General features: G+C 48.1%; 20 protein-coding genes. 17 read left to right on the top strand and 3 right to left on the bottom strand.

The window, feature by feature from the left end; translation table 11 throughout:
* Positions 1-22 precede the first annotated feature (22 nt).
* From AB4875_RS14420 to AB4875_RS14395, 6 genes are all read left to right on the top strand, one after another.
* The gene (locus AB4875_RS14420; protein ID WP_368376760.1) at positions 23-553 is read left to right on the top strand and encodes a shikimate kinase; all 531 of its coding nucleotides are present in this window, start codon (positions 23-25) and stop codon (positions 551-553) included.
* Between the two features lie 125 nt (positions 554-678).
* On the top strand, positions 679-1,176 hold the full coding sequence (locus AB4875_RS14415; RefSeq protein WP_368376759.1) for a 6-pyruvoyl trahydropterin synthase family protein: 498 nt from the start codon (positions 679-681) through the stop codon (positions 1,174-1,176).
* A gap of 135 nt (positions 1,177-1,311) precedes the next feature.
* A complete protein-coding gene (locus tag AB4875_RS14410; protein ID WP_368376758.1) occupies positions 1,312-2,016 on the top strand; it encodes an SDR family NAD(P)-dependent oxidoreductase in 705 nt (234 codons plus the stop codon).
* Positions 2,017-2,378: 362 nt separating this feature from the next.
* Positions 2,379-4,301: a PrkA family serine protein kinase gene (locus AB4875_RS14405; protein WP_368376757.1), complete on the top strand. Its 1,923-nt coding sequence runs from the start codon at positions 2,379-2,381 to the stop codon at positions 4,299-4,301.
* Between the two features lie 31 nt (positions 4,302-4,332).
* On the top strand, positions 4,333-5,556 hold the full coding sequence (locus AB4875_RS14400; RefSeq protein WP_368376756.1) for a YeaH/YhbH family protein: 1,224 nt from the start codon (positions 4,333-4,335) through the stop codon (positions 5,554-5,556).
* Positions 5,553-7,070, top strand: coding sequence for a SpoVR family protein (locus tag AB4875_RS14395; RefSeq protein WP_368376755.1), 1,518 nt, complete (start codon positions 5,553-5,555; stop codon positions 7,068-7,070). Before AB4875_RS14400 ends, AB4875_RS14395 begins: the two co-directional genes overlap by 4 nt.
* A gap of 72 nt (positions 7,071-7,142) precedes the next feature.
* Here the strand turns inward: AB4875_RS14395 and AB4875_RS14390 are convergent, their stop codons facing one another.
* Complete coding sequence (locus tag AB4875_RS14390) at positions 7,143-7,958, bottom strand: enoyl-CoA hydratase-related protein (RefSeq protein ID WP_368376754.1); 816 nt, start codon at positions 7,956-7,958, stop codon at positions 7,143-7,145.
* A gap of 266 nt (positions 7,959-8,224) precedes the next feature.
* Here AB4875_RS14390 and AB4875_RS14385 point away from each other — a divergent pair, with 266 nt between their 5' ends.
* The 3 genes from AB4875_RS14385 to AB4875_RS14375 all read left to right on the top strand — a co-directional run bounded on the left by AB4875_RS14385 (position 8,225) and on the right by AB4875_RS14375 (position 14,062).
* The gene (locus AB4875_RS14385) at positions 8,225-8,515 is read left to right on the top strand and encodes a DUF6482 family protein (protein ID WP_368376753.1); all 291 of its coding nucleotides are present in this window, start codon (positions 8,225-8,227) and stop codon (positions 8,513-8,515) included.
* 380 nt (positions 8,516-8,895) lie between these two features.
* The gene (locus AB4875_RS14380) at positions 8,896-13,041 is read left to right on the top strand and encodes a PAS domain S-box protein (protein ID WP_368376752.1); all 4,146 of its coding nucleotides are present in this window, start codon (positions 8,896-8,898) and stop codon (positions 13,039-13,041) included.
* Between the two features lie 67 nt (positions 13,042-13,108).
* Positions 13,109-14,062 carry a diguanylate cyclase gene (locus AB4875_RS14375; RefSeq protein ID WP_368376751.1) on the top strand — a complete coding sequence of 318 codons (954 nt, stop codon included), beginning with the start codon at positions 13,109-13,111 and terminating at the stop codon, positions 14,060-14,062.
* A 91-nt stretch (positions 14,063-14,153) separates the two neighbouring features.
* On the opposite strand, the gene AB4875_RS14370 is transcribed toward AB4875_RS14375, so the two are convergent.
* On the bottom strand, positions 14,154-15,236 hold the full coding sequence (locus AB4875_RS14370; protein ID WP_368376750.1) for an EAL domain-containing protein: 1,083 nt from the start codon (positions 15,234-15,236) through the stop codon (positions 14,154-14,156).
* A 370-nt stretch (positions 15,237-15,606) separates the two neighbouring features.
* Here AB4875_RS14370 and AB4875_RS14365 point away from each other — a divergent pair, with 370 nt between their 5' ends.
* The 6 genes from AB4875_RS14365 to AB4875_RS14340 all read left to right on the top strand — a co-directional run bounded on the left by AB4875_RS14365 (position 15,607) and on the right by AB4875_RS14340 (position 21,509).
* Entirely contained in the window at positions 15,607-15,909 is a 303-nt protein-coding gene (locus tag AB4875_RS14365; RefSeq protein WP_368376749.1) for a hypothetical protein, read from the top strand.
* Between the two features lie 66 nt (positions 15,910-15,975).
* Positions 15,976-16,539, top strand: coding sequence for a CBS domain-containing protein (locus AB4875_RS14360; RefSeq protein ID WP_368376748.1), 564 nt, complete (start codon positions 15,976-15,978; stop codon positions 16,537-16,539).
* 309 nt (positions 16,540-16,848) lie between these two features.
* Entirely contained in the window at positions 16,849-17,349 is a 501-nt protein-coding gene (locus tag AB4875_RS14355) for a MarR family winged helix-turn-helix transcriptional regulator (RefSeq protein ID WP_368376747.1), read from the top strand.
* Complete coding sequence (locus tag AB4875_RS14350; protein WP_368376746.1) at positions 17,349-18,509, top strand: HlyD family secretion protein; 1,161 nt, start codon at positions 17,349-17,351, stop codon at positions 18,507-18,509. The genes AB4875_RS14355 and AB4875_RS14350 overlap by 1 nt, the downstream gene beginning before the upstream one ends.
* 1 nt (position 18,510) lies before the next feature.
* Positions 18,511-20,064, top strand: coding sequence for a DHA2 family efflux MFS transporter permease subunit (locus tag AB4875_RS14345; RefSeq protein ID WP_368376745.1), 1,554 nt, complete (start codon positions 18,511-18,513; stop codon positions 20,062-20,064).
* 311 nt (positions 20,065-20,375) lie between these two features.
* The gene (locus AB4875_RS14340) at positions 20,376-21,509 is read left to right on the top strand and encodes a CaiB/BaiF CoA transferase family protein (protein ID WP_368376744.1); all 1,134 of its coding nucleotides are present in this window, start codon (positions 20,376-20,378) and stop codon (positions 21,507-21,509) included.
* A gap of 206 nt (positions 21,510-21,715) precedes the next feature.
* Here the strand turns inward: AB4875_RS14340 and AB4875_RS14335 are convergent, their stop codons facing one another.
* The gene (locus AB4875_RS14335) at positions 21,716-22,924 is read right to left on the bottom strand and encodes a DEAD/DEAH box helicase (RefSeq protein ID WP_368376743.1); all 1,209 of its coding nucleotides are present in this window, start codon (positions 22,922-22,924) and stop codon (positions 21,716-21,718) included.
* A gap of 371 nt (positions 22,925-23,295) precedes the next feature.
* Here AB4875_RS14335 and AB4875_RS14330 point away from each other — a divergent pair, with 371 nt between their 5' ends.
* Positions 23,296-24,699 (top strand): wax ester/triacylglycerol synthase domain-containing protein, encoded by a 1,404-nt coding sequence (locus tag AB4875_RS14330; RefSeq protein ID WP_368376742.1) that lies wholly within the window; start codon positions 23,296-23,298, stop codon positions 24,697-24,699.
* A complete protein-coding gene (locus tag AB4875_RS14325) occupies positions 24,696-25,886 on the top strand; it encodes an alpha/beta fold hydrolase (protein WP_368376741.1) in 1,191 nt (396 codons plus the stop codon). Before AB4875_RS14330 ends, AB4875_RS14325 begins: the two co-directional genes overlap by 4 nt.
* Positions 25,887-25,952 lie beyond the last annotated feature (66 nt).

Below are 25,952 nucleotides of genomic sequence, written 5' to 3'. Positions count from 1 at the left end.
TCGCAAGGTGTCGTTCCCGTCTATGTCTGAAATTACGTCGTCCAGTGTTGTCCTTATCGGTATGCCAGGTGCAGGCAAGTCTACTATTGGCGAGGCCTTGGCACTGCGCAGCGGCGCCCAATTCGTGGATACCGATCGCCTTATAGAGCAGCGTGAGGGCCTAAGTTTACAAGCCTTGCTGGATGCCAAAGGCTATGAGTATTTGCGCGCAATTGAGGCGGAGGTGCTTTCGGCAGGGAAATTTGTAAACCAAGTGGTCGCAACAGGGGGAAGCGCCGTATACAGCCGGGCGGCAATGGCGAATTTGCGCCAATTTGGCCCCTGTGTTTTTATTGATATTCCGCTGTCTGAAATTATTCGGCGGGTGCAGAATTTTACCCAGCGGGGTATAGCCGGCCCGCCTGGCCAGGATTTGCAGGGCGTTTATAGCGAGCGCCTGCCTTTATATCGTCGCTATGCCGACATTACCATCAATGGTGATGGTCTAGGTGAGTCTGAGCTGCTGGCGGCGGTTGAGGGAGCCTTGGCGAATTACGATAGCGCAGGGGTGTAAGCCCTTCGATGCTGAGTTAAGCTAAAGAAGTGCTGCGTTTTGTAAGCGGATGTCACATATGGCCAAGTTAATAACTAAGAGCTAAAAATAAGCCGTCTTCCAACCAATAGGGAATAGTGAGTGTAATGCCTGTAAAAGCCTATACCAGTATTGAAATAAGCAAAGAAGATCTAAAATTTTCTGGCGCGCACTTCACCATCTTTTCTGCCACAGACCGAGAGCGTCTGCACGGCCATAACTTTAAAGTCAGTCTAGTGCTCACTGCAGATGTTGGCGACAATGGCATGTGCTTTAGCTATGTCGAAATAAAGTCCCGTTTACGTAAGCTGTGCTCGCGCCTTGATGAATATACTTTATTACCCGCCGAGTCGCCGTATATGCGGGTGGTAGAGCGCGGTGAATTCTATATTGCTGAGTTTAATGGTGAAGAAATACCCTTCTTGAAAACCGATACCTTAGTGCTGCCGGTTCGCAACACCACGGTAGAGGAGTTTGCCCGCTATTTATTAGAGCTATTACTCACTGACGCGCCGTTCATAGAAGGCAATGAGATTGCCGAACTGGTGATGAAAGTGTCATCTGGGCCGGGGCAGTGGGGCTCTGCGAGCTGGACTCGCGACTAGCCAGGTCTTGCGCTTAGAGTAGAGAGGCTAAAGTCAAAAGAATCCAAAATGGTGCGCTGCGGACGTATTGATGGCTGCTTGGCGGCCGCCAATGCTTTTCCGATTTCTAAATATCACACGACATGAGATGGTGAAATGAGCAAGGTTTTGATATTAAGCGGCGGCAGCCAAGGCATTGGCTTCGCAACCGCGAAACGCTTTCTGGCTGAGGGATATAGGGTAGTAAATCTGTCTCGCCGTCCTATCGACTTAGTGGGTGCTGAGCAAATTTGTGTCGATATGCAAAAACGCGATTGGCTGGATACTTGCATCGACGATTTACACGCCGTCGCTAAGCATGCCGACGCGGTGGTGCTACTTCACAATGCGGCGCGTCACGATGGTGATTCGGTTAGGGACTTGGCCGCGGAAAATTTCGCGGATGTGTTACAGGTCAATCTGGTGGCCCCGCAGCAGTTGAATGCCGCGCTGATTCCCTTGATGAAGGCGGGTTCGGCAATTTTATATATGGGTTCCACGCTTAGCGAGAAAGCAGTGGCGGGCTGTGCGTCTTATATCGCCAGTAAACACGGCGTTATTGGTTTAATGCGGGCGACTACGCAGGACTTGATTGGCCGGGGCATCCATACTGCCTGTATCTGCCCGGGTTTTACTGATACCGCGATGTTGCGAGGCAATATTGGTGATGATCCAGAGGTGATGGCCGCGATCACCGGGATGGTCAGTTATGGCCGCTTGATAGACCCTGTCGAGATAGTCGAAACGCTATTCTTTTGTGCTCACAATCCGGTGATTAATGGCAGTGTGTTGCACGCCAATCTCGGTCAAATAGAGCGCTAATAAGGGCCTTGCCAAATACCGTGGACGCGCGGCATAGAGAGATACTAGAGCGGCAATACCCATTGCTAGCCTGTTCACACTTGCGCGGGTATACGCACATGGTGCGACTTAATAGGTAGTATCCAAGATAGAGAATTATTGCTAATCACATGATGATTTTTATCACGATACGACAGTGTTCGATTTTTTGATATTGGCATTTTTTTATTAAAAAATTTATCTAATTTATTGATAAACCAACTGGATGAGACTTTCGTAACGGAGTAGAGTAAAGATGCTTACACACTTTTAAGGCGTTGGTATTTGGCAATCTGAGCAGCAATGATTGGCGTCAAAGTACAGCACAGTAGGAGATTGCAAAGATGGGCATACTTGATAATGTTCGTGAGCAATACCTGAAGGGGCGCGACGAAGAAATGTCCCTGGAGGCTTATCTTGACCTATGCCGTCAAGATCCCCTGGCTTACGCAACCCCAGCCGAACGTATGCTTGCCGCCATTGGTGAGCCTGAACTGATAGATACCCGCAACGACCCGCGCCTCTCCCGTATTTTTTCTAATCGTCTTATTCCTCGATACCCCGCTTTTGAGGAGTTCTATGGTCTTGAAGACGTTATTGCGCAAATTGTCGCCTTTTTCAGACATGCTGCTCAAGGTTTAGAAGAGCGTAAGCAGGTGCTTTATCTGCTGGGCCCTGTGGGTGGTGGTAAATCATCTATTGCCGAGCGCTTGAAAAAGTTAATGGAAGCAGCCCCGATATACGCCATCAAAGGCTCGCCCATTAATGAGTCGCCATTGGGCCTGTTTGATCCGCTGCGTGACGGCGAGCAGTTGCAAGAAGAGTACGGTATTCCTCAGCGCTACCTCACAGGCTTATCTTCCCCTTGGGCGATTAAACGCTTGGAGGAGTATGAAGGCGATTTGACAAAGTTCAGGGTGGTAAGAATACAGCCCTCGGTATTGAAGCAAGTTGCGGTCACAAAAACTGAACCGGGCGACGAAAACAATCAAGATATTTCTACGCTGGTTGGTAAGGTAGATATTCGTAAATTAGAGGCCTTCGCGCAGGATGATCCAGACGCTTATTCCTACTCCGGTGGCTTGTGCTTGGCGAATCAGGGTTTGCTTGAATTTGTAGAGATGTTCAAAGCACCGATAAAGATGTTACACCCCTTATTAACAGCGACCCAAGAGGGTAATTACAAAGGCACTGAAGGCTTTTCGGCTATTCCTTTTAATGGAATAATTCTCGCCCACTCTAATGAATCTGAATGGCAGAGCTTCCGCAACGACAAGCACAATGAAGCCTTCCTTGACCGCGTATACATAGTCAAAGTGCCGTATTGTTTACAGGTTTCAGAAGAGGTGAAAATTTACAAAAAATTACTTCGCCACAGTTCTCTTCATGCTGCGCCATGCGCGCCCGGAACCTTGGAAATGTTAGCCCAGTTCTCGGTTTTGTCTCGGCTTCGCGAACCGGAGAATTCGAGCATATATTCCAAGATGCGAGTCTATGATGGCGAGTCCTTGAAAGATACCGATCCCGCGGCCAAGTCCTTCCAAGAATACCGAGATTATGCCGGTATTGACGAGGGTATGACCGGCATGTCAACGCGCTTTGCCTTTAAAGTGTTGTCGGCTGTATTCAATTATGACAACGCTGAGATTGCCGCCAATCCGGTACATTTAATGTTTGTGCTGGAGCAGCGCATTCTTCGCGAGCAATTACCAGAAGACACACAGCGAGTGTATCTGGAATTTATTAAAGGTTGGCTTGCGGTTCGTTATGCGGAATACGTGGGTAAAGAGATTCAAACTTCCTACTTGGAATCGTATTCAGAATACGGTCAGAATATTTTTGATCGCTATGTGACGTTTGCCGATTACTGGATTCAAGATGAGGATTATCGCGATCCTGAAACTGGCGCCATCTTTGATCGCAGCACCTTAAATGACGAGCTTGAGAAAATTGAGAAACCTGCGGGAATAGCCAACCCAAAAGATTTCAGAAATGAGATTGTTAACTTTGTACTTCGCGCTAGAGCCCAAAATGAAGGTCGTAATCCTAGTTGGACCAGCTACGAGAAGCTCCGTGAAGTTATAGAGAAGAAAATGTTCTCTAGCACCGAAGAATTGCTGCCGGTTATATCCTTTAACGCCAAAGCTTCTGTTGAAGATAAGCAGAAGCATGAGAACTTTGTTACCCGTATGGTAGAGAAAGGATATACGCCTAAGCAGGTGCGTTTGTTGTCTGAGTGGTATCTGCGGGTCAGAAAATCAGGGTAGTTAACGATACGACCAATGAAAGGGGCGCACCATGTCAATGATTATTGACCGCCGCCTGAATGATCGCAATAAAAACGCGACTAATCGCCAGCGCTTCATAAAGCGGTATAAGGCGCAGCTGCGGCGTTCAGTGGCAGATATTGTGGCAGACCGGTCTATCACCGATATGTCTCGTGGTGGTGAGGTCGGGATTCCTGCCAAAGATATTTCCGAGCCAAAGTTTCGAATTGGTCGTGGTGGCGATCGCGAAATGGTGCATCCCGGTAATAAAGAATTTAACACCGGTGATATGATCGCCAAACCTAAGTCTGGTGGCGGCGGTGGCAGCGGCTCGGGTGGTGAAGGCCAGGGTGAGGAAGGGCAGGATAACTTCATGTTTACTCTTTCCAAAGAAGAGTTCATGAACCTGTTTTTTGATGACCTTGAGCTGCCGCGTTTAGCGCGCACTGTGCTAGGCGATTCTGAACAATTTACCTACCGCCGCGCCGGCTATACGCCAAGTGGTGTGCCTGCCAATTTAGCGGTGCCGCGCTCGGTGAAAAATGCCATGGCGCGGCGGATTGCGCTTAAGGCGCCGCTCAAGCGCGAGCTTGAAGAATTAAAACGTGCCGGTGGCGATCAAGAAGAGATCGACGCGCTTGAGGAGCGAATCGCCCGGATTCCATTTCTAGATGAATATGATTTGCGATTTCGCCATCGTGTTAAAGAGCCCAAGCCTATCAGTAGAGCCGTGATGTTTTGCTTGATGGATGTGTCGGCTTCGATGTCAGAAGAAAAGAAAGATCTCGCCAAGCGATTTTACACCCTCTTATATCTCTTTCTCAGCCGCAAATATGAAAAGGTTGAGCTGGTTTTTATTCGACATACATCCAATGCCGAGGAAGTCGACGAACACGCTTTTTTCCACGACCCACAGACCGGTGGCACGGTGGTGATGTCGGCACTAAATTTGATGATTGAGGTTCAGCAAGAGCGTTACTCCCCGAATGAGTGGAATATATATGGCGCCCAAGTGTCGGATGGCGATGCCTTTGGCAGTGATCCGCAGCGCAGCGCAATGAGGCTGAGCAAGGATATCCTGCCGCTGTGTAAATACTTTGCCTATGTGGAAGTGCCTGACAGTCCTTCTAGTATTACGCCGCTGGCGGCTGCTTATGGTCAGATTCGAGATGAAACCTTTGCGATGAGCACCGTGATGGATCGCAGCGATGTGTACCCGGTTCTACGCGAACTGTTTCACAAGGAGTCTGTATGAGCTCAGTAAAACCAAAGAAGACCATACTCTCCCATGGTGGTGATTGGGATTTTGAGCTTTTAAAGCGTTATGACGCGGAAATTGGCATTATTGCTAAAGAGTACGGCCTTGATACCTACCCTAATCAGATTGAGGTGATTGCCTCCGAGCAGATGCTAGATGCTTACGCATCGGTTGGTTTGCCCATTAGTTACAGTCACTGGAGTTACGGTAAGGAGTTTATCCAAAACGAGGAGGCCTACCGGCGGGGGCAACGAGGCCTAGCCTATGAGCTGGTGATTAATTCCGACCCCTGTATAGCCTATCTGATGGAAGACAATAGTATGCCCATGCAAGCGCTGGTCATTGCGCACGCTTGCTATGGCCACAACTCATTTTTTAAAGGCAATTATTTATTTAAGCAGTGGACCAGTGCCGATGCGATTGTCGATTACATGGTGTTTGCCCGCAAGTATATTTTTGACTGTGAGCAGCGTTATGGCGACGCGCGTGTCGAAGAGACCATCGACGCCTGCCACGCCTTGATGGATCACGGCGTTGATCGTTTTCATCGGCCGTCACCACTGTCGGCCGAGGACGAGCTTCATCGTCAGCATGAGCGAGAAGAGCACGCCTACAAGCAATATGATGATATCTGGAGAACCCTTCCTCAAAAAGCCGTGGATAAATCCGGGGCGCAAAAGAAGAAGCGCACTTTTCCCCCTGAACCTCAGGAAAATTTGCTGTATTTTATTGAGAAATACTCGCCCTCCTTGGAACCTTGGCAACGTGAAATTGTAAGAATTGTCCGCAAACTCGCCCAGTACTTTTATCCTCAGGGTCTAACCAAGGTGATGAACGAGGGCTGGGCTACATTCTGGCACTACACCTTGCTGAACACCCTATATGATCGAGGTATGGTTGACGACGGCTTTATGTTTGAAATATTGCAGTCGCACACCAATGTGGTGATGCAGCCTAGCTTTGATCATCCTGCTTATTCGGGTATTAATCCTTACGCACTGGGTTTTGCAATGATGCGCGATATAAGGCGAATCTGCGAGGAGCCCGATGAGGAAGATCGCGCCTGGTTCCCCGACATTGTTGACAAAGACTGGAGTGAGGTCCTTGACTTCGCCATGCGCAATTACAAGGATGAATCTTTTATCGGTCAGTATCTATCTCCGAAATTGATTCGCGAATTCCATTTATTTGCCATCGCCGACAAGCATTCAGAGGATCACCTGCGGGTTGAAGCGATCCACAATGAGGCAGGATACCGTGAGGTGAGGCGTTTGCTTTCAAAGCAGTACAATCGCGACGTGCTGATCCCAGATATTCAGATACTCCGCTATGAGCATATGGGGGATCGTTCATTGGTCCTCCGTTATAATCAGCTTCGCGAGCGGCCGTTAACAGATGATGCCACCGAAGTATTGAAACACCTTAGCCGTTTGTGGGGCTTTACTGTCACGATGGAAATTTTTGAAGAGGGCCGCGGCGTGGTTGATAAAGTGGAAGTGAGTCCTGGCTAACTCTCCGCGGGCCACCTCACGGTATATTGCGGAGGTGGCGCCTTTTATTGATACCTACAGGCGTGAGTCAGTTTAATTGCCCTCAAATTGCGCAGTGGTTTTATTGAGGAACGCATTTAGTGCGCGTTGGTGGTCTTCAGTTTGATGACACTGGCTCTGAACATCGGCACATACGTCTAAAAAGTCTGTAAGCTCCTGGCGCTGTGCGAGCTTCATTAGGCGCTTTGCAGCCCTCAATGCCTGTGGTGGTTTACTTGCATATTCACTGGCGTAGCGTTCGGCGCATGCAATAAGTGTGTCTTTTGGTACACATTCAAGTAACAGTCCTAGACTTAGCGCTTCGGCGCTGTCGATGATACGTCCGCTGAATGTTAGCTCTGCAGCTCTTTGGTAGCCAAGTAGACGCTGTAGGAACCATGCGCCGCCATCACCAGGGATTATGCCAAGGTTGATAAAGGTTTCACCGAAGCGGGTGTTTTCACAGCCGATTCGAATGTCAGCCATGCAACATAGATCAAAACCGGCGCCGACCGCCGCGCCATTTACAGCCGCAATAGTTACTATTTCAGCGCTATGCATGACCCGAGAAATACGTTGTATTCCACTTTTGTAACTATCGCTAATTTCGCTAGGGCTGCCGCCAAACATACCTAGCTTGTCCCGCATATCTTTTACATTGCCGCCCGAGCTAAATGCCGAGCCACTACCAGTGATAATCAGGCAGGAAATCTGTTTGTTGGCATTCGCCCATTCAACGGTGGCGCAGATATCGTCAATCAGCGTGGTGCCCGTAAGGGCATTGCGAACGTCATCGCGCTCAAAGCGCAGTATGGCGTAACGATTCGTGACAGTTAATGTTGCGTCGCTAAGTACAGGCTTGATTGACATAGGGCTGGGTTTCCACTGGTTAAATCAAAGCCAAATTATATCAAATTTATTCAAATCGGGTGCTCTGCTAACTAGGAGTCAAATATTTCATATAAAAATATTTAATTTGGCCTCTTTCTTGCTTTTTAACAGTGACAGCACGGCTTTAGATACAACGGCGCAGTAAACAGGCCTTGAGATTGAATCCGTTACTGCAGGATTAACGTAATGGTCGTTGTATTTGTGCTTTGGAGTATTCCATACACAAATAATAATAGGTGAGGAAAATGACAAGAGTTTATACTGATCAATTAGCAGCCCTGCCAATTACTGAAATTGTAATAATGTCAGTGGAAGGGGGCATTTACGTCGCTTTTGTGGCTTTAGAAGGCAAACTATTGAGAATCTATGAACTAGATAACAAGCCTTTAAGCCGCCGTAGCATCGGCGACATTAAATCAGTGTTGCTCGAAAGCGGCTGCGGGATCAAATCTTATTTGGTTCATCATTCCGCCTACGATGAAATGATTGGTACCGAGTGCCTAGTTGAGCCAAGGATGAAAATTGCTTTGGCCTAATGAGTACTTGGTACTTGGTAATAAGGGCAGTGGGCTTAGCATGTCCTCTTCGCTAGAGAGCGCATGCTCAGCCCAGTACTGTAAACGCTATAGTCGGCGCTCGCTCAGTATTTCGGTATAGCCCTTCTGGTGTTTTGAACGAACCAGCCATAGCGTTAGTTGATTAGCGATATATCCGTACATGGTTACGCCTCTTTTTTATTTGAAGCACGATGAGCTTCCCTTTGGTCGCGCTTATACCCTCCCGCCCATGTGAAATTTGCTGCATTAGTTGCTGCGACTTTGCCACGCCAACGCTATAAGATACTAAACTTATTAATACTGCGGCAAGTGGCGTGATTGTCAGCGCTGCGCAGATTGGGCTTTACTGGGAGTGTCGGGTGTATAAAAGCTATAAAGACTTAGTAGACACATTGCGGTGGCAATATGTATTGATTGTGGTGTTGGTTTTTGCCTTAGCAGCAATAGTGATGATTCCCATATCAGATCACAATGTTCGCAAGAACCAGCGGCAGGTGCTGGAACATTATCTCGATAACGTTGCGGTGGCGCGAAGCAAGGCAATGCTGGCGAACTTCGATCGTTTAAAAAAGGATGCCTATTTCCTATCGCGTACGCCGCCGATAGGCGGGATCATCCGCGCAAGTCGCAATAATGGTTTTGATGAGGAGCAGAGTAGCTCCTCCCTATTGTGGTCTACGCGCTTGCAGGAAATATTTGTAGCTTACTTGGAAACTCACCCGTCGGTCATGCAGGTTCGCTATATCGGTATTGATGATGGCGGCCGCGAACTGGTCCGAGTCGATCGAAAAAACGGACGGATTCAAAATGTGCCAGCCACCAATCTGCAGCAGAAATTCGACACCGACTATTTCAAAGAGGCAGTCATTCGCGGGCCTGGAGAAGTATACGTATCGGAAATTAATTTAAATCGCGAGTACGGCGAAATAGAAGTTCCTTACGTGCCCACTTTGCGACTGGCCACCCCCATAGTCGATCAGAATCGGCAGTTGTTTGGTATTTTGGTTATTAACCTGAATATGGCAGAAATTTTTCAAACCCTAAGCCTAGACTTAGACGCGGAAGAAAATATTTATGTTTTAAATAATGATGGCGACTTCCTGTTGCATCCGGCGCCAGAAAAAACATTTGGATTTGAATTTGGCAATAACTATCGCTGGTCTGACGAGTTCAGTACGGGTGATGACGATACTGATTCGGCTTTTGTGCGTTTAGATGATAAGCAAGCAGTCTACGCCATGCTAAGTACGGTGGCCTATGACCGCGGCCAGTCTGTTGATTTAGTGGTAACCGCGTCTGATAGTGTCGTCGAGTCGGTGGTGGCCGAGGCCAGAATATTAAATCTGTATATTCTATTTGGTTTTGTTTTTTTCTCACTATTATTTTTATACCTTTTAGCGGCAAACCTTAGGCGCCGGGCATTGGCTGATAAGCAGAACGCGACGATGGCGGCTATTGTTGATGGCACGGACGACGCTGTTGTTAGTAAGACGCTAGATGGGGTGATTAAGAGCTGGAATCGCGCGGCAGAGGTGATGTTTGGCTACAGTGCTAAGCAGGCCATCGGTAAGAGAATGATTGAACTGATAGTGCCTGATGATTTATTAGCGCAGGAGCTGGAAATATTTAAGCGGGTAGCCGGCGGTGAGACTGTGCCGGATTTTATTACGCGGCGGCGGCGCGACAATGGCGACTTACTTGATGTTGCTATTACCGTGTCTCCGGTTCAGGGAGAGGACGGAGAGGTTTTTGGTGTTGCAAATATTATTCGTGATATTTCTGAGGTGAAATCGGCCCAAGAGCAATTGCAGCAATTAAATGAGAGCCTAGAGCAACAGATTGAATTACGCACCCGCGAGCTACAGGCAGCTTTTGTCTTGCAAAACGGCATTCTTGCGAATGCCGGTTATGCGATATTTACCAATAAGCCTGACGGTACCATTACCTTGTTTAATCCTGCCGCAGAGAAAATGCTGGGCTATAAAGCAGAGGAAATTGTTAATAAGAAACCCATGTGGATTTTGTTCGAGCCTGCTGAGATTCAGCCTGAATTGCAGCGGTTGAGCAAGGCTGGAGGCGATGGGAAGCAGGTCGTTAGTGATGTGAATTATGAACGTGAGTGGACCTTTGTTCGTAAGGACGGCTCCCGTTTTCCCGTTATGTTAAAGAGTAATACTTTATACGGCAGCGATAAAAAAATTATTGGTTACCTGGGCATAGCGCGGGACTTAACCATGCACAAGCAACAGCAGAATGAACTCGAAACAGCGATAGCAGTGGCGGAGGACGCTAGTAAATCGAAAAGTGAGTTTTTGGCAAATATGAGCCATGAAATTCGCACCCCGATGAATGCGGTTCTGGGTATGCTTAATTTGCTAACATACACTGATATGACTGATCGCCAGGCTGATTACGTTCGCAAGGCCAGTGTTGCGGCAGAGTCTTTGTTAGGGATTATTAATGACATTCTGGATTTTTCTAAGATAGAGGCGGGTAAGTTGTTGCTCGATATTCGCCCCGTCATCATTGATGACGTACTGCGTGATATCGCCGTGATTCTCAGCATGAATCTTAGCGAAAAGAATGTCGAGATCCTCTTCAATATCGATCCGGCGGTTCCTAGAGTGGTGTTAGGTGATGCGCTGAGAATCAAACAAATTTTGATTAATCTTGCTGGTAACGCGGTGAAGTTTACTCAGAAAGGCGAAGTCATGTTATCGCTCTATGTTCAGCATGAGCGGCAGCAGCGATTGGTATTAGGTTTCAGTGTTCGTGATACCGGTATCGGTATGACTCGCGAACAGCAAAAGCGTGTATTTCAATCATTTACTCAGGCCGAGGCAGGCACAAATCGCCGCTTTGGTGGTACCGGCCTTGGTTTGGTTATCAGTCAACGGCTTATTCGACTGATGGGTGGTGAGTTAGAGGTTGAGAGTGAACTAGGCAAGGGCAGCACATTCTCATTCTCATTAATTGTCGACAAGGTTGAAGACCAAGAGTTGATAGAGGCCGGGCGGCGGAAATTGTCAAAGGAATGTCGACATTTACATATTCTGGTGGTCGACGATAATGCCAGTGCACGACAGATTATTGCCGGTATTTGTGTGTCTTTGGGCTGGACGGCGATAGAGGCGGAGTCTGGTGATGCGGCCTTGGCCGCGCTGAATGAAAGTGTTCGAAATGGCAAACATTTTGATATCGCATTTATTGATTGGATGATGCCCGGCGTCGACGGTTGGCAAACCGCAAAAGCGATTCGTGATTTAGATTTGGGATCGGCAATGCCACGTCTAGTGATGGTGACTGCGCATGCGCGAGAGGTCTTCGATAAGCGTGTGGACGCCGAACATTCTCCGCTGGATGGCTTTTTAATGAAGCCGGTAACTGCCTCAGATATTTATAATTCTGTGATTGATGCCAAGGCTGGCACCCTGTCTTCGCTGCTGCCAAGCAGTACCGAAGGCAAGGTAGCCAAAAATACGCTCTCAGGGATGCGAATACTGCTAGTAGAAGACAATTTAACTAACCAGCAGGTTGCTCGGGAATTACTGGCCATCGAAGGTGCAGAAGTCGAGGTCGCTGATAATGGGCAGCTTGGTGTGGATTGTATTCGCAATGCGACTAAGCCCTTCGATGTCATTTTAATGGATTTGCAAATGCCTATAATGGATGGCTATGAGGCGACAGCAGAAATTCGTGGAACGCTAGGACTTAAACATTTGCCCATAATAGCGATGACGGCCAATGCAATGCCTGCTGATAAAGCAGCGTGCTTGGCTGCGGGTATGAATGACCATGTTGGCAAGCCCTTTGAGCTTGCAGAGTTGGTGAGTGCGATCTTAAAAGCCAGCGGCCGTGAAGAAAAACGTGATGCTCCATCAATACCGGTGGAAGAATCAATAGTCACTGCCTTGCCGGATTCCCCTGCTGGATTCTCATTTAAAGAGGCTTTATTGCGGATGGGAAATAATCGCGGCTTATATGCTGGGCAGGCGCGTACGTTTGCTAGTCGACACAGCAATGATATTCAAAACATTCTGGGCTTGTTGCGTATCAATAATCGACCCGGCGCGGTGCGCGAGCTGCACACCCTGCGCGGGGTTTCAGGCACCCTAGGTGCGCAAGCCTTAGCGGCTTGTTTGGCAGAAGCTGAAATAGCTGCCAAAAGCGTGGTTGAGGTCGCTGTTATTGAAACCATGCTATTGAGTGCAGAGAAGCTTTTGCAAGAGGCCTGCGAGGTCTTACGTACGCTGGCGGACAGTTTATCCCCGCCGCAAGCTGTTGCGAGCGCCAGTAGTGATCGTAGTGTCGCGCCGGATTCCGCTCAGTTGCTCGAACTACAGATGTTGTTAAAAGAAAGCAATATGCGAGCAATGGCTGTACATGCTGATATGAAAGCTGGGTTAGCTAGTTATGGTGATCAGGCACGAGCCTTGGATGACGCGATCTCGGTATTAGATTTTGCTAAAGCACATGAGATTGTTGGGGCTATTTTATCATCCTAGCGGTCCTTATGATTACGTTGTATTTAAGCTAAGGATTTAGGAAGTTGTATTTATTAGGTATTTATTTATGAGTGATACCCATTCTTTGTTCTCGTCAGAATTGGCTCCCGGAAGCGCCTATCCTGAGCGGCCGAAATTGCTGATCGTCGATGATCAGCCGGTAAATATTCAGGTCTTGTATCAAGTCTTCGGCGCGAGCTGCGAAGTGTTTATGGCAACTAGTGGCCAGCAGGCGCTGGATGTATGTCGGCAAAAGCGCCCCGATCTAGTGTTACTTGATGTGGTGATGCCTGATATGGATGGTGTTGAGGTGTGCCGGAAGATTAAATCGGAGCCCGAGATTAGTGATATTCCGGTTATTTTTGTGACCTCGCAAAATAGTCCTGAAGAAGAAACCTTAGGCTTAGAGGCGGGCGCCGTTGACTTTATTAGTAAGCCCATCAATCCCGCGGTGGTTAAAGCCAGAGTTAAGACGCACCTTATGTTGAAAATTCAGACTGATGCTTTGCGTGAATTGGCGTCTGTGGATGGCTTGACCGGAATTTCAAATCGGCGCCAATTCGATGAGCGCATAGAGTCGGAGTGGCGAGCTTGTCGCCGCACCGGGCAGCCCTTGGCAATGATTATGATTGATGTAGACCACTTTAAAAAATATAACGATCACTACGGGCACTTGGAAGGAGATACGTGTTTAAAACTAGTTGCGCAAGCACTTAAAGAAAGTCAGTGGCGTGGTCGAGATATTGCCGCTAGGTACGGCGGTGAAGAGTTTGTCTGCTTGATGCCAGAAACAAAGCTGGAGGATGCCCTAAAAAAAGCGGAGGCAATTCGTCAGCGGATTTTTGACCTTGTTATACCCCATGCTACGTCTGATACTGCGGATCGAGTGACTATAAGTGTGGGCGTAGCCTGCACCGTTCCAGATGACCAAGATTTAAAGCGCTTGATTTCCGCTGCCGATGAGCAGCTATATAAGGCTAAAGAAGGCGGTCGTAATCGGGTTGAAGGTGTGAGCACCTAGCTCGCGTTTTCGTGTTTGGTATGTAACATGGCTAGGCCGATAATAAAGTTCTAGTCATATGTCGATTTAAGGTGGGGCAACGACCTGCCAATTAGTCGGGAGTAATAGCAGTAGGACGGCCATAAAAATAGCCCTGAAAATAATCAATGCCAATGTCTTTGCATGCAATGGAATCTTGTTCAGTTTCTACGCCTTCCGCCAGTGTTCGTATACCCATTTCTTGTACAAGTTTGTTCAGGGATGCGAGTAATTTATACCGTGGCGATTCGCTGTCACCAATGCCACGCACCAAGCTGATATCGAACTTAATAATATCTGGTGGAGCCTCGGTGAGTTCGCGTAAACGAGCTTGCCCGGCGCCGAAGTCATCATAGGCTAGACCAATATTGAGGGTGCTTAATTCCTTGCGAATTTCCGCCATGGCGTCGATGTTGGTAATCGCCGCTTCATGCACTTCAAAAACGAGATCGAGGCCTGGATGTAGCTTCCGAAGGTCGGTTAGTTCCATTAAGAGCTTGTCAGGCTTGTGGCATTCTTCAGGGTGGCAGTTGAAAAACAGTGGTCTATCGATGCCGGCGAGCTCGGCCTGTATAAAACCTCGGCGCCGGAATAATACACTGAGCTCAATTTGTTTGTTTAGTGATTCTGCAATCTTAAATAATTCGTACGGACTCGATCCTAGGCCCGGATGTTTGCCTCGACCAAGTAGTTCGTGTCCGTAAATGTCACCGTTTTGGCAGGTAATAATTTGTTGGAAGGTAGTGACAAGCTCCTGTTCTAGTAGCTCCGTAAATTCTCTGCTTTTTATTGCGAAATGCTTTGGTAAGGGCTGCATGAAAACCCGGGTGCGATCATCTTCCTCCTCAACGTCTTCTTCTATATTTAGATAATACTCAATACCCGCAAAATGGACGATATCGCCTTTCTCGAGTTCAGTAGCGTGTTCTATACGTTGATGATTAACAAAGCAGCCATTGGTGCTGGCTAAATCGGTGAGTACGATTTTGCCGTTGCGGCTCTCAATGCGAGCATGAGCACGTGAAAGCGACGAGCTATTAATAATTGCAGCACAGTCACTGCTGCGCCCAATGGTGAGCGGAAGCTTATCGAGGACAATTCGCTGCGGAATGTCATTGCCGGCTATACAGCTTTCTAAATAATAGGTTTTATCCATAAGACCTGTTTGTTCTGGTAAGTGCAGTAGTACCGCCTACGCAGTAGTTAAGTCTCAAGTTTACATAAATATACCTGAGGGCGAAGCTTGAGTCATCGCGCCCTAGGTGGCGTCGGGCCTGAGGCGTAACTCTATAATATATATGACTATTTTAATGACCTTAAGGTACGCTTAGGATTGTCGGTGCGCGCATTGTTCCGTGGCGTTTAAATAGTATAGCTTAGCTGTGGTTTTCGACCTTTGGTAGTAAGTAAAGTCCGAAGATTTGCATTTGATTGAGTGTGACAGGCTTGCGCATTTCCCCGTTATTGTGGGAGAGTATCGGCGAGCTAGTTATCATTAGTTCAAGTAAGTGCATCTGGTTTTAGCTTTGAGCGAGTCGCTTATGCTGCGCAATGTATTTTCCATAGTTCTTCTAATGCTGTGCACCTCTGCACTGGCAGAGAGTTATGATGCTGCGAAAAATACCCTCCCTAGCAGTGTTAGCGCTATTGTTGAGGTCGACTCTGGTTTTCCCGAACCACCTGATATTGCACTTAGCCTATCCTACCTTCACTCCTATTATGCGCCGGTTTATATACTGCTGGGTCGTACTCCAAGGTCGAGTTTTCATCGCCATGAGCAAGGGGCGGTTGCCAATGCGCCCATTCGGGCTCCGCCGGCAGCACTCTGAGAATGAAACGTGGTTGATCGCTTAAGGCGTTCGGCAGTCAGTTTTAATATACAGAGTGATAGCAAAATGAAACATTTTGAATTGTATGAAGCTGATCAGATTGATCAGTTGGTTCATCCTGATAATTTCCAAGAAATTAGTGGCGATTCGCCTGCTAGCGTGGTGTTTACCGATTTTACGGTATACGAGCCATTGGTCATTGATGCAAACAGTAGTGCGGTCGAAGCGGAAAATATGATGAGGCGATCACATGTTCGCTTAAAACTGGTGATTGATGAGCATGGCTTGTTTGTCGGTGTAATAGCCCTTGAAGATTTGAGTGCTGGCGAAATTATTAAAAAAGTCGCCAATGGCTTTAATCGTGAAGAACTTCAGGTCGTGGATATGATGCGCAAGCGCCGAGATTTAAAGGTGTTTGATTATAGCGACCTCGATCTGATGACCGTTGCGGATGTGTTGGCTGTATTGAAGCAGTCAGGTCATCAGCACTGCTTGGTGGTAGAGCGAGAGAAGCACCAGATTCGGGGTGTGATTTCGGCCAGTGATATAGCGCGGAAACTGGAAATGGATATTTCGATCCAGCAGCCACCAAAATTTGCTGAATTATATTTAGCGTCTTTGCATCGTTAAGTCAGATGCGCACAGCTTCCCACCATGGGTGGGAAGCGCTTAAGTGTTTTCAAAGCCATATTATCGCTTTTCTATCGCTTTTCTATCGCTTCTCTATCGCTTCTCTATCGCTGACAGCGCTATTTTTCTGGTGCGGGGACGGTAAGGCTTCTCGATTGCCGAGAAATCCCAGTGGTGTTCGATCGCGTGCGTCCATGCAGCCCTAGAGTTTGATAGTTACTAGCTAGTGCGATTTGGGCTTACAGACAGGTCATGAATTTAGATAGGCACCTATTGAATAGGTGCCTATCTATTTGCTAGTATGGCACCATGAAAAGTACTCGCCACCTCCAAATTGCAGCGTCGACACTGACCGAGACCTCGCGGTTGGTGAGAGAGGACTTTCGACGTCGCGCCCAGCATTTGAACCTCACTCAGCCCCAGTGGCTAACCTTACTTAAGCTGTCAAGAGAGCCAGGTATTAATCAGGCTTGTCTGGCTGAGCATTTTGACGTCAACCCGGTGACGGTGGCCCAGAGTGTTGATCGTCTTGTTAAGGCTGGCTTGGTACTTCGTGAACGGCAGGAGCAAGATCGGCGTGCGGTGAGCTTGTATTTGACTGACAAGGCGGAGCCTCTGTTAGAAGAGCTAAATGGTATTGCAGAGCAGACCAGAGCGATCGCATTTGCAGGCATTAGTGCTGCTGAAGCGAAAGTGCTAGAAGAACTGTTGCTAAGGGTAAAAAATAATTTTTGTGATTCAAGTGATATTGCTGTGAAGCCTGGCATGAGTAAGTTGAAGTCGGTCCGTTCTAGCAAGGAAGGTGTGTAATGGAAAATGAAAATCAATCGCCACAGGATATGACTGCTGCACAAATCGCGAGTCGACGTCGCTTACGCAGCCGCTTGTTCATAGTCGTTCCTGTTGTTGCCGTTGTTATCGCGGCATATTTGTTTGCCTTAGGTGGTCGCTATATCACAACGGACAACGCATATATCAAATCTGATGTCGTCAATGTGGGCGCCGAAGTCAGCGGCAATATTGCGTCGGTTAATGTAAACGAGAACCAGTATGTTGAGGCTGGGGATATTCTATTAACGATTAATTCGCGGGCTTTTGAAGTCGAGCTGCATGATGCTCAGGCTCAGCTTGAGAAAGCTTATATGCGCATTGAGTCCTTGAAAGCCGCGTATATTCAGAAACAAGCGGCGCTGGCCTCAGCAAAAGATGACCTTGAATTTGTGGGTAAGCAGCAGCATCGAATTAACGATTTACATCTTCGCGGCGTGGCGTCGGCAACAGCGCTAGATCAGGCGCAGCGCGATCTTAATGTGGCCCGTAATACCGTCAATAAACTGCTGAGCGACAGTGCTGAAACCCTCGCACAACTCGGCGGTGAGTATGAGCTAAATATTGATCTGCACCCTGAGGTCATGGCTGCGCAAGCCGAGCTAGATCGCGCGACTTTGAATCTTGAGCGCTGTGTGCTGCGCGCGCCAATAGCGGGTGTTGCGTCTAAGGTGCCTCAGCAAGGGCAGTACGCCATGCCGGGGCTACCTTTAATCAGCGTAGTCGCGCACAGCGAGCCCTGGATAGTGGTGAACTTTAAAGAAGATCAGCTTGCTAAGTTGGTGCCCGGTGCAGAAGTTGAAGTAGAAATTGATGCCTACCCCGGTGAGGTTTGGACGGCAACAGTGCAAAGTATTGCACAAGCCACTGGGGCAGAATTTGCCTTGTTACCTCCGCAGAATGCCACAGGAAATTGGGTGAAAATTGTCCAGCGGCTACCTGTGCGGCTCGCCATTGAGCATCATGATAACGAGTCACCACTGCGCGCAGGTCTGAGTGTCAATGTAGAAGTCGATACAGGTGTGCCGGCGCGGATGAAATGGCTGATGGCGTTCTTTGGTGGAGATAGTAACAAAAGAACCGTATCCGATAACGGCAGTAAGAATGGCGTCAATTCAGCGTTGATTGCTGGCCAGTTATAAAATGAGCGCTAGCAATACTGTTAAAGCGATTACTCCTGCGGTCGCGGTTGGTGCAATGGGTTTAATTACCTTTGGCACATTGTCAGCCACCATGATGCAGGCGCTGGATACCACTATTGCGAATGTTGCTCTGCCGCATATGCAGGGCAGTTTGTCGGCGTCACAGGAGCAAGTTGCCTGGGTGTTAACGTCGTATATTGTTGCCTCTGCTATTGCGACAACCCCGACCGGGTATCTCGCTAATCGCTATGGCGTTAAGCGAATTTTTCTTATTGCTATTGCGGGCTTTACCTTAGCCTCGATGCTATGTGGCATTGCCACTAGCCTGACAGAGATTATTTTGTATCGCTTGCTTCAGGGTGTTTTTGGCGCCGCTTTAGTACCTCTTTCGCAAACCACCTTATTGGATAGCTATCCCCCTGAAAAGCAGGGCGCTGCAATGGCTGTATGGGGGGTTGGCGTTATGATTGGCCCCATTCTTGGGCCCGCACTTGGCGGTTGGTTAACCGAATATTATAGCTGGCGCTGGGTGTTTTATATTAATTTACCCATCGGCATAGCCACCTTTATGGCCTTAAAGACTGCCTTGCCAGATGCCAAGCCGCGGGGCTCGGCCCCCATGGATTTTACTGGCTTCTTATTTCTTAGTATTGCGATTGCATCCTTGCAGCTGATGCTGGATCGCGGCCAAAGTTTGGACTGGTTCCAGTCAAGCGAAATCATGATTGAATGTGGTTTAGTTATCGCGGCCTTATATCTATTTGTAAGTCACACGCTGACGACCGATAAACCTTTCATATCACCTAATTTATTTAAAGACCGCAATTTAGTGGGTGGTTTAATTCTCATTGCCATGCTCGGTATTGTGTTGTTTTCGACCTTCGCTTTACTACCGCCATTTTTGCAACGCTTGCAGGGCTATCCGGTGGTGACGGCGGGCTTAGTCATGGCGCCACGGGGCATCGGTACTATGATTGCCATGCTGATATCCGGGCAGATTTTACATCGCGTTGATGCCCGGCTGCCCATCTTGTTCGGGATGATCTTGCTCGCCTATGCGTTATTTTGGATGTCGAACTTTAGTCTTGATATCGGCACTCAGGAAATTGTCATTAGCGGTGTGGTCCAAGGCTTGGGTTTGGGTTTTATTTTTGTGCCCCTGTCTGCACTGACGTTTTCTACCTTGGCGCCAGAATATCGCGGTGAAGGGACATCCTTATTTAGCTTGTTACGCAATGTAGGCAGCAGCGTAGGCATCGCCTTAGCATTTGCCTATCAAGATTACGGCACAAAAATGGCGCATTCAGTGCTGGCTGAAAATATCACACCGTTTAATCCCGCATTGATAGAGTATGTGAATTCTTCGAATGGCCTAAATGCGGTTAATGCATTAGCGGGCGTTGAGCTTGAGTTACAGCGCCAGTCTGCGGTGATTGGTATGCTTGGCGATTTTCACTATATGGCCATTGGCGTGGTGTGCGCTATGCCTCTGTTGCTGATATTGCGGCCTCGCAAATCGGTTGCCGACGCGGGCGATATTGTCGTCGTGGATTGAGGCTTATCTTTTTCTCTCTGAGTTTTACCCTTCTTGCTTGCAGTTAGCTTCTTTCTTGGCGTTTGCTAAAAGTCGAGTGATAGGCGTTGCTGAATCATCCGCGCTCTAGATATGTATTAAGCCGCATCAGAATACAAAACGGTGTTTCTAGCGGTTCCCTAAGCGGGTGTGAGCATGCAAAATAGAGGGCTGGGTGATGTTAGAGCATAGAATTCTCGCTCTGGTCATGGCCGCAGTGAGTTGGTAAATACTAACAAGCAATAATCAGCGTAGAGCTGAACCTCATTGATAACAAATACACAGGAATAAGCATGGGACCACTGGCTGGAATACGAATTATAGAAATTGAGGGCCTAGGGCCTGCCCCATTCGCGGGAATGATGTTTGCTGACATGGGCGCGGAAGTGATCTCCATTTCCAGAAAGTCTGCCGCAGCTGACGCGCCAGTCGCTAATGTGATCAGCGAGCGCGGTAAAAAATCTATTGCCCTTAATTTAAAAGACCCGCGCGGCGTAGAAGCCCTGCTAAAGCTATGTGAGTCAGCAGACGCTTTAATTGAAGGCTTTAGGCCCGGCGTGGCCGAGCGTTTAGGGATCGGTCCAGATGACTGCGCAGCGCGCAATCCAAAACTGGTATATGGCCGCATGACTGGCTGGGGACAAACTGGCCCAATGGCGAGCGCCGCAGGTCATGATATTAACTATATCTCTCTGTCTGGTGCGCTGCATGCCATGGGTCGCGACGGTGACAAGCCGGTTCCACCGCTTAATTTGGTGGGTGATTTTGGCGGCGGCGGGATGTTCTTGGCTTTCGGCGTTGTGTCTGCATTATTAGAGGCCACTCGCAGTGGTAAAGGCCAAGTTGTCGACACCTCAATGGTAGAGGGTTCAGCAGCCTTAATGCATATGATGTATTGCTTCTTTAATCAGAAACAATGGGCTGACAAGCGCGGTGTAAACCTGCTTGATAGCGGGGCGCACTTCTATGAAACCTATGAAACAAGTGATGCTAAGCACGTTTCTATCGGCCCAATCGAGCCTCAGTTCTACCACATTCTGAAAGAAAAATTAGCGCTAGACGAAAGTTTTGATGCGCAATTAGATCCGACGCGCTGGCCTGAGCTGAAGGAAAAACTCACGCTTATTTTTAAAACTAAAACACGCGATCAGTGGTGTGAGCTGCTTGAAGGGACCGACGTATGTTTCGCGCCAATATTGTCGATGACAGAAGCGCCACACCATCCGCACAATGTGGCTCGTAAGTCCTTCATTGAAGTAAATGGTGAAACTCAACCCGGCCCTGCACCTAAGTTCAGTCGCACCGTGCCTTCAGTGCAATCCGGAGCGCCACGGCCGGGTAGTGATACTGATCAAGTGCTAAGTGAATTAGCCGGCTATGATGGCGAAACTCTAGCCGCTTTGCGTGCAGATGGAGTTTTAAGTTAAGACTTAGCTAGCGGCTGTTAGTCTAATCAATAAGGGTCGTTTTTTAACGGCCCTTTTTTTATCTGTAAGGTTTGATTGAATACTAGCTTTGGGCGCAGCACCTTCAGATTTAAAAAACGCCGAATCGCTTTCTCAGTTAGTAATGTTCTAAAAACTGAATCCTGATGGAGTATTCGATACGGCCTTGGTTTTAACGGCGTCTTGACTCAACTCCTGGTGGGTGACTTGCTCTTGCGCACATGATTCAAAACCGAAACTGGAACGATTTTTCTGACCGGGAAGCCTTCAATCTCTTTGCGTTCGATTATGCGATCTAAGCGGCGTTCAATAGCGCATAGATTCTTAAAATCGTTCAAAGCAACAAACGAGATCGCCTCACCAGTGGCGCCGGCTCGGCCGGTGCGGCCAATGCGGTGGATATAGTCTTCTGGTTTAAAGGGTAGGTCGTAATTAACAACGCGACTAAGCTCGCCAATATCTAGACCGCGGGCGGCAACCCCAGTAGCCACTAAATATTTTAGTTCGCCAGATTTAAAATCGGCCAAAATCTTCTCACGCATGGCCTGACTTTTACCACCATGAATGGCATCTGCTTCAATGCCGCGTTTTGCAAGCTGAGCGACCAGTTTAGCCGCACCATGTTTGGTCTCTATAAAAATGAGGGCTTGGTCCCATTTATGGTCATTAATTAAGTGACTCAGCAATGCGGACTTGGTGTCTTTATCTACAGTGATTAACCACTGATCTATATTGACTGCTGTTGACGCCCGCGATGAAACCGTTATCTCAACGGCTGCATAGCTCATTTTACTATCAGAAAATTCATCGGCCAGGCCGCGAACCTCATGGGTCATGGTAGCTGAAAACAAGAGATTCTGACGGCTGTCAGGCAAGCGGGCGATGATCTTATAGATATCATCAATAAAGCCCATATCCACCATTCTATCCGCTTCATCTAAGACCAGTACTTCAAGCTCATCAAAGTACAGTGCACGCTGATGCGCCAGATCAAGCAATCTACCTGGGGTGGCCACCAAAACGTCAATGCCTTCCATTAAGCGCTGCTTTTGCGGTTCAGAATCAACGCCGCCGTAAACAGCCAGAGAGCTTAGGTTTAGATATTTACTGTACTTAGCGACATTCTCGGCCACCTGAACCGCTAATTCACGGGTAGGGGTAAGAATTAGCGCGCGTATGCGTTTACCACGCAATTTACGCTCTTTATTAAAGGTCTCTAGAATCGGTAGAACAAACGCCGCAGTTTTGCCGGTGCCGGTTTGTGCGGTGGCAATTAGGTCTTTACCAGAAAGGATAATGGGAATGGCTTGTTTCTGGATAGGGGTAGGACTTGTATAAGCCAAGTCTGCAATAGCTTGTAGAATAGGATTACTTAATCCAAGGTTTGAAAATGGCATAGTGGCCCGAATATATTGTCGTAAAGTGAGTGGCGCGCAGTATAGCTTAAGGTCTTGGCTTGCAGTGCGTTCATTATCGCCAGTGAGGTATTGTGCCAATTATATTATCTATGAACCCAACTGCCGTCTGGCCTGTAAACCCACGGACTAGCCGCTTATTGGGGGGATGCACTTTGCATGGAATGGTTGTGGGTTCAGGCTAGATAGATGGCTGACTTGCTAAGAGCTGCACGGTCTTGATTTTGCCGGGAACGGTTTGCCGTCCTAAAGCATTAATCTTTAATATTTAGGTACTTAGTCAACTGTAAGATTCAATCAAAGCTTGTTATTCTTCCTTCGAATATGCGAATAAACCCAGGAAACTTAGTGATATGAGTCCGCAGAATCTCGTTTGGTTGAAGATGGAGACCAGTGATACGCCAATGCATTTGGGCGTCTTGGCGACCTTTAAAATACCCGCTAAAGCTGATAAAGACTATCTGAGCGATCTAGCGACGTCTATGCGCGAGGGCGGTGAAGCTGTCGCGCCGTGGAATCAGCGGCTTAGTTTTTCTGGCGAAGGTATTCTTGGCTCGCGCTTGCTTAAGGATGATCATTTTAGTTTAGATCATCATTTCCGTCACTCGGCATTGCCTCAGCCCGGTGGTGAGAAAGAGCTGGGCATATTGGTATCTAGGTTGCACAGTAATCCTATCGTTAGGGATGGTCCGCTGTGGGAGCTGCATTTAATTGAGGGCATAGCGGGTCGTCGCTATGCCTTTTATTTAAAGGTTCATCATGCGCTCATAGGTGACGTAAATCTCCTTGAAACGTTTATGGCCAGCCTGTCAACGACGGCTAGGCAGCGAGATGTAAGACCCATCTGGACACTGCCGCTACCCAATAAACAGGGTGAGGAAGATGAGGCTAGCGATGACAATCTTGCAGAACACGGTATCGATACCAGCGGCGCTAACAATGGTATTGATCAGTTCAAAAGCGTAATGAAACCCTATACATTTGAAGCCTTAAAAAAATCAGCTTTTCAGCTGCCGGCCCTCAGTGCGCAGTTTTCAAGAAATGCACCTCGCTCAACCCTAAATAGAAAGATCAACGGTCAGCGCCGATTTTCGACCTTTCATATTGAACTCGCTCGCATTCAAACTCTGGCAGATGCTACCCAAAGTGATAGGAAGCAGGTACTCATCTACCTCTGCGGTACAGCCTTGCGACGGTTTTTTAAAGAATATAATTCACTGCCGGACGAGTCTCTGATTGCCATGGCGCCAGTGTCAGTATCTGCCCTAGGTGATACTGAGTCAGTCAGAGTGTTAAAGCTGCTCCGGCTGCCATTGGCAACGGATGTTGGCGATCCACTTTCACGACTTGAAGTGATAAAGGCGTCTTTGAACAAGGCGCGACAAGTGGCTAGGACCCTACCTACTCCGCTTTCGGACGGCTATAACATTGTGCAATCGATAAATATGTTTTCCAAGCAGTTGATGGGTGTTGGTCGGTTTGTACCAAAAGGTTTTAACCTGACGATTTCTAGCACCGATGGTTGCGACTCTGCCTTATTTTTGAAAGGCGCGCGCTTAGAGACAATTTACCCGATGAATCATTTGATGCAGTTCAGTGCCCTCAGTATTGATTGTGTGAATTATGGGGGGACCTTAAACGTTGGTGTGGTGGGTGCGCGTGACACTCTGCCACATTTGCAGCGTATAGCAGTCTATCTAGGCACTGCGCTGAATGAATTAGAAGAGTTGGTGCTTGGTGATGAGGTTGTGTCATGAATAAAGTAAGTAGCGCGATACTGCGAAGAGTCTTGTTGTTGAATAAGCGGTTAGCAGAATCAACTTCCACGGGCATTGACTGGTTGTTTAATCGCGACACATTGATTCAATCAGGACGTACCTGGTTCGAACTTGTTCATGACGGTGACTTAATGGCGGTGCGCTATTACGAGCTGCCTGGTGAAACTGAGATTAAAATGAGCGATGGCACCGTTATGCCAATTAGGCGGCGCAAACATGCCGTGCCCCTCGTGCTGGTACCCCCGCTTGGAGTCACCACCGAGACCTTCGATTTATTGCCTGAACGCAGCTTGGTTCGCTATATGGTAGCGGCAGGATTTAAAGTATATCTAATCGATTGGGGCAAGCCGGGGCCTCAGCATGCCCACTTAGGTTTGCTTGAATATTCCTACGATATGATGGGCCTGGCTTTATCCAAAATCAGAAAGCACTCAGGTAGCCAGGATGTGTCGCTGATGGGCTGGTGTATGGGTGGTCTATTGAGTTTGCTATATCAAGGACAGGCTAAAGACCCCCATGTACGAAATATAGTAACCGTTGCAAGCCCCATTGATTTAGGCACAGGTAGCGGCGTGCTTGGCGCGGTCGCGTCGGTGGCTCAAGCCTTGGATGGCCCGGCACAATTGCTAGGTAGCTACTCAAAGTTGCGATTGAATACCCTGGATCCAGCGCTGCTGTCGCTGCCGGATTGGGCGACTACCTTAGCCTTTAAAGCCACTGATCCGATTGGCAGTGTCACGGCTTATTGGGATCTAGTGACGCGTTTATGGGATAGAGAGTTCGTGAAATCCCATTCAACCACCTCTGACTATCTAAATAATATGCGGCGTTACCCCGGTGGCGTAGTGAAGGACATGATTAAAGGGGCTGCGATAGAAAATCTATTGGCAAAAGGTAAGATGCCGATAGGTGAGAAAATAGCGGAGCTTGATAGCATTGAATCTAATTTGCTGGCTTTTGCTGGTGAATCAGACTATTTGGTGCCCGTGGATGCGGCAGAAAAAATCATTGATGTGGTTGCCTCTAAAGACAAAAGTTTTAGAGTGGCGCCCGGTGGTCATATGGGTGTCATTATTGGTAGCGCTGCACCTTCGATGGTTTGGCAGCAATCAGCCGACTGGCTAAAAACACGATCAGGCTTAGTGAAGCTGGTCGCCGAAAAATAATACTATAAATTCGGCAGATCCCAGCGAAGTAAAATGATGTCGCTCTGCTTTTGGGAGCTCTGCGCC

Source organism: Zhongshania sp. R06B22, from assembly GCF_040892595.1.
In the GTDB taxonomy this organism is placed as follows: domain Bacteria; phylum Pseudomonadota; class Gammaproteobacteria; order Pseudomonadales; family Spongiibacteraceae; genus Spongiibacter; species Spongiibacter arctica.
The sequence above is the reverse complement of the archived record's forward strand: the minus strand, read 5'-3'. Positions and strand labels throughout refer to the sequence as shown.